Here is a 4,389-nt window from a genome sequence, read left to right as displayed (position 1 = left end):
GATTTTGGGAGCGGACTTCAGTCGAAACCCGGTGAAAGTTTTAACTATTCCAACAAAGGATATCGGTTTTTGGGAGAAATTGTAGCCAGGGTTTCAGAAAAAACTTTCGATCACTATGCAAAAGAACTTTTTGAAAGGATAGGAATGATGCATGCTTCCACGGCAAATTTATTTGAAGGCAACCATCTGGCTGGCGCGTATCTGGGAAATGCTGTACGATTTGAAAAAATTGCAAATATGCCAAAAAGGTTGGCTTCAAAAGAAATATCTGTCGCAGCCGGCGGCATTTTATCAACGGCTTCAGATCTGCACCGGTGGAATGCCGCACTTTTCGGCGGAAAAATCCTTAAACCAGCAACGCTCGAAAAATTAAAAACTAAATCCTCAGAAACCGCTCATCCAATTTTGGGGAAAGTTGGTTACGGGTACGGAATCATGATGAATGAAGGGAAATTAGAATCTTATTTTCATTCCGGATATGTAAAAGGTTCGCCGTCGCTCAATATTTATTATCCGAAAACCAAAACTTCGGTGGTGATTTTATCGAATATTGCAGATGAATCAAAAGGAAAAAATGTGATTTTTAACCCTCATAAAGATGTTAAAAAAATCATTGATGCCGTTGAAAATGCCGTTTCAGAACTAAAATAATCAGCTAAGTGTTTTCCTGAGTTCATCCAGAAATCCTGCGAATCTTTCAGGCGTTTTTCTGTTTTCAAAGCCGGGAATGAACTGATGTTTTTCAAGAATCTTCTCTGTTGATATTCCGGCCAGCATATTGCCGTAAACAAACTCATTGGAAGCTTCCAGAAAATTTGCCATTTCTTTTAAATTCGATTTGTTGCCTGTTGTAAATTCCGGTTTATTGCCGTGGCCGAAGATAAAAACCGTATCATTATCAAATGTCGACTGCGCTTTTTCGAGAATTTTAATCCAGTTCCGTGAATCTGAACCATCCGCTGTTCTGTAAACAGGAATCACGTTGGTAAACATCAGATCGCCCATATGTACAACATTATCATTTTCAAAATGATACATAACGTCGCCGAAAGTATGTCCGTTCCCGAAATGGTAACCGGTGATTTTCTGGTTTCCTAAATCAATTTTGTAACGGTCTTCGAAAAGAATGCTGGCGTAACGCTGCTCGGCGAGTTTGTTGCTTTTTTCTGCCGCCAGGCGCTGAAGTTCCGGTACTCTTTTATGGGCAATTATTTTGGTGTTTGGATCTTTAAAAGCGATGTTTCCCGAAGTATGATCGCCGTGATGATGGGTGTTGCAGAGGTAAAGTACTGGTTTTCCTTTACCAGAAATTCCGTCTAAAACAGGTTGGATAGAATCCGGAAACTGAGAATCGATCACCACAAATCCGTCTTTGGTTTCAAAAATGCCCACCGTTCCGCCTTTATTGGTATATCTGCTGACGTTGCCACGAACTTTTGCGAGGTTTCCTGCACTTAACTTCAAGGGTTCGAACAACTGTTGACTTACAATTTTTGATGAATTGCAGCTTAACAGACTCGGCACAAAAGCCAATCCTAAGCCTGCTGCGAATGTGGTAGCGAGAAATTCTTTTCGGTTCATTTTGTATATTTTTTATTAAAATTAAACATTTTTCATCAACCGTGCGGAGGAAATTAAATCGCTTTTAAGTTGCGATGATTTGTTTAAATTTGCGGCAATGCAAAGCGAAAAAATTATTTTAGGAATTGATCCGGGAACAACCATTATGGGTTTCGGGCTTATTTCTGTGGTGAAAGGAAAAATGGAAATGATTTCCATTCACGAACTTATTCTTAAAAAATATCCAAATCACGAAACCAAACTGAAGGTTATTTTCGATAAAACTTTAGCGCTGATCGACGAGTTTCATCCTGATGAAGTGGCTCTGGAAGCTCCCTTTTTCGGGAAAAATGTACAAAGTATGCTGAAGCTTGGCCGCGCGCAGGGGGTTGCAATGGCCGCATCGCTGCACCGTGACATTCCTATCACCGAATATTCGCCGAAAAAAATAAAAATGGCCATCACCGGAAACGGAAATGCGAGTAAAGAACAGGTTGCAGGTATGCTGCAGAATCTCCTGAATTTAAAAGAATTTCCGACCAAATATCTTGATGCTTCCGATGGACTGGCGGTGGCGGTATGTCATCACTTCAACTCGGGAAATGCGGTTTCTGAGAAAAGTTATTCCGGTTGGGACAGTTTCCTGAAACAGAATCCGGAGCGTTTGAAATAAAAAAATCTCCTTCAAAAATTTTGAAAGAGATTTATATAATTTCACTGCTGTTCTAAGGTTGCCAAAAAGACCATTGTGTACCGTTGAAAACTGCCAGTACTTTGTTTTCGGAATCGTAAACCATCATTCCTGCTGCAGGATTTTTAATGTTTAAATGCGGCGACGCTACCTTAGGTAAAATCATTGCTTTATTAGGATCTGAAAGGATAAGAATCCCCGGAACCTGTGCCTGTGGAACCGTTGTTGGCCCTATGATCGATTTTGTGTTGGGATTTTCTTGAAATGCTAAAAGTGTATTGACAAATCCGTTGGTTTTATTGGCATTTCCTGTGAGGTTTTGCCAAGCTCCGTTACCCAGTTTCAGTTTCATAATGCGATCCTTGTAATCCATGATTAAAGTTCCCGGAACAGCGTTTAAAGCTTCGGATTCTTCCACATACGGTAGAATAATACCTCGCTCTTGTGATCCGAATTCTACTGAAACTGATGAATTGGTAACCTCTGTTTTAGTTCCAGGGTTAATAATTACCTGTGCGAAAACTATGGTAGAAAATAAAAATGCTGATAGGGTGAAAAATGTTTTCATGTCTTATTTAAAATTAAAAAGGTGGGCAGGTTGGGGTAGTGAAGGTATGCCAGGCCGGTGTGGTATCACCTGATTTCATGGTGTAAATTTTCGGTTGCCCATCGCTCATGTCAAAGATCAACATTCCTTCCACCGGGATTAGGATTGCCCCTGTATTTTCAACTCTGTTGATGACGAAGCCTTTGTGTCGGGACTCCAGAGCGATATGTCCCCCCTGTACTTTTTCGGGCCAGAAATCGGTCGGCGTACCTGATGTTGCTCCTGCGCTTCCCAATGCAGTAATGCCTAGTTTTGTTGGGTACTTATTTACAGTATCAATCACGGGATCTTTATAACAAGCACAATTGATAGAGCCTGCAGGGCTTACCTCCAGCGTAACTGACCTGGTAGAAGATATCAGATGCGAAGTAGAAGTGTCATCAAAAGGATAAGATACCGTGAGGGAATAAGTATATATGCCATCAATTGCAAATGGTCCCAATGAAGGATCAGGAATACTGGCTGCATTTCCTGGGCTTACGAAACTTCCATTAAGGGTAGGGAAATTGTACCCGGCAGGTCCGCTCTCCAGTTTTAATTCGTAAGTAACATTTTTCCCGGGAGGAATAAGTCCGGTATAGTGGGCTGTAAGATTAACAGGGGTTTTGGTATCGCCTACACAAACTTTCAGGGGATAAAGTTGCAGTTGAGCCGCCAAACTTCCGCCAAAATTGTTTAGCTTTACAAAGTTGTAGGGTGAACTTGAAGCGCAAACGCCATACTCTGTTTCTACTAAGGTGCCATCGCTGTTATAAAATTTAATCTTCTGGTCGCCGGTACAGGTTATACCCAATTGCTGCAGACCATTGGATCCCAAACCATTTTCGGTGCCCAGAGCGTTATAATCTGTAATGACAATAGAGTTCCCGCTCCTTAACCCAAGTGAAGCGCTAAGTGCTTTGAAGTAGAAAACACCACCAAAAATGTAGATATTCTGATTTTCTCCCAATAAATTGAATTCAACTGGCCCATTTTCTAAGTTAATCCTCCCAACATCCGGTCCAGACGAAACAGATGACCATACATTAGCCACCGGCGTATTTGCCAGTATATACAAATTCCCGAAATAATAAGTTTGGCTTGTATTCACCGTTACTTCAGTACCCTGCGTAATAAATACATTATAATTGCCCTGCGCCGTAGCTGTTGTGCCAACGCCAGGTACTGTAGTGGCGGGAATCCATGCGCAAACTCCACCTGTACATGTGTATATTTCCCAAGTAGAGACTTCAGTCCAGTTACCGGTAATCTTTGAGCGGTAATCGCCTTCTACCGGAGGTGGTGCAGATTGAGCGAAAATAAAAATAGTGCATAAAAATAAGGTGAGTTGTATAAGTTTCTGGTATAACTTTCGGTAAGAATAGGTAGAATTTTGGGTCATTGTAAGTTTTAAATTGATCAGTAACTTTTTCGGAAGTTTTTGCATGCATTTAAGGGGTTAAAAGGCCTTTCAAACTCCGCGTATTTTTTCCGCGATAAATATATGCATTAATTTGAAATATTATGTTAATCAAATACTAGAAAATTATTG

At 40.8% G+C, this 4,389-nt stretch carries 5 protein-coding genes; 2 read left to right on the top strand and 3 right to left on the bottom strand.

Features of this window, described 5'->3' with window-relative positions; genetic code table 11:
* On the top strand, positions 1 to 651 hold a 651-nt coding region (locus tag V5N63_RS08305), incomplete at its 5' end, for a serine hydrolase domain-containing protein (protein ID WP_332033572.1).
* Here the strand turns inward: V5N63_RS08305 and V5N63_RS08300 are convergent.
* Positions 652 to 1,581 carry an MBL fold metallo-hydrolase gene (locus tag V5N63_RS08300; RefSeq protein ID WP_332033571.1) on the bottom strand — a complete coding sequence of 310 codons (930 nt, stop codon included), beginning with the start codon at positions 1,579 to 1,581 and terminating at the stop codon, positions 652 to 654.
* 97 nt (positions 1,582 to 1,678) lie between these two features.
* Between V5N63_RS08300 and ruvC the strand changes: the two genes are divergently transcribed.
* On the top strand, positions 1,679 to 2,233 hold the full coding sequence (gene ruvC, locus V5N63_RS08295) for a crossover junction endodeoxyribonuclease RuvC (protein ID WP_332033570.1): 555 nt from the start codon (positions 1,679 to 1,681) through the stop codon (positions 2,231 to 2,233).
* Positions 2,234 to 2,285: 52 nt separating this feature from the next.
* Here ruvC and V5N63_RS08290 read toward each other — a convergent pair whose 3' ends face one another.
* The gene (locus V5N63_RS08290; RefSeq protein WP_332033569.1) at positions 2,286 to 2,819 is read right to left on the bottom strand and encodes a hypothetical protein; all 534 of its coding nucleotides are present in this window, start codon (positions 2,817 to 2,819) and stop codon (positions 2,286 to 2,288) included.
* A gap of 13 nt (positions 2,820 to 2,832) precedes the next feature.
* Positions 2,833 to 4,284: a hypothetical protein gene (locus V5N63_RS08285; protein ID WP_332033568.1), complete on the bottom strand. Its 1,452-nt coding sequence runs from the start codon at positions 4,282 to 4,284 to the stop codon at positions 2,833 to 2,835.
* Positions 4,285 to 4,389: the final 105 nt, after the last annotated feature.

The organism is Kaistella sp., assembly GCF_032060305.1.
Taxonomy (GTDB): Bacteria; Bacteroidota; Bacteroidia; order Flavobacteriales; family Weeksellaceae; genus Kaistella; species Kaistella yananensis.
The sequence above is the reverse complement of the archived record's forward strand: the minus strand, read 5'-3'. Positions and strand labels throughout refer to the sequence as shown.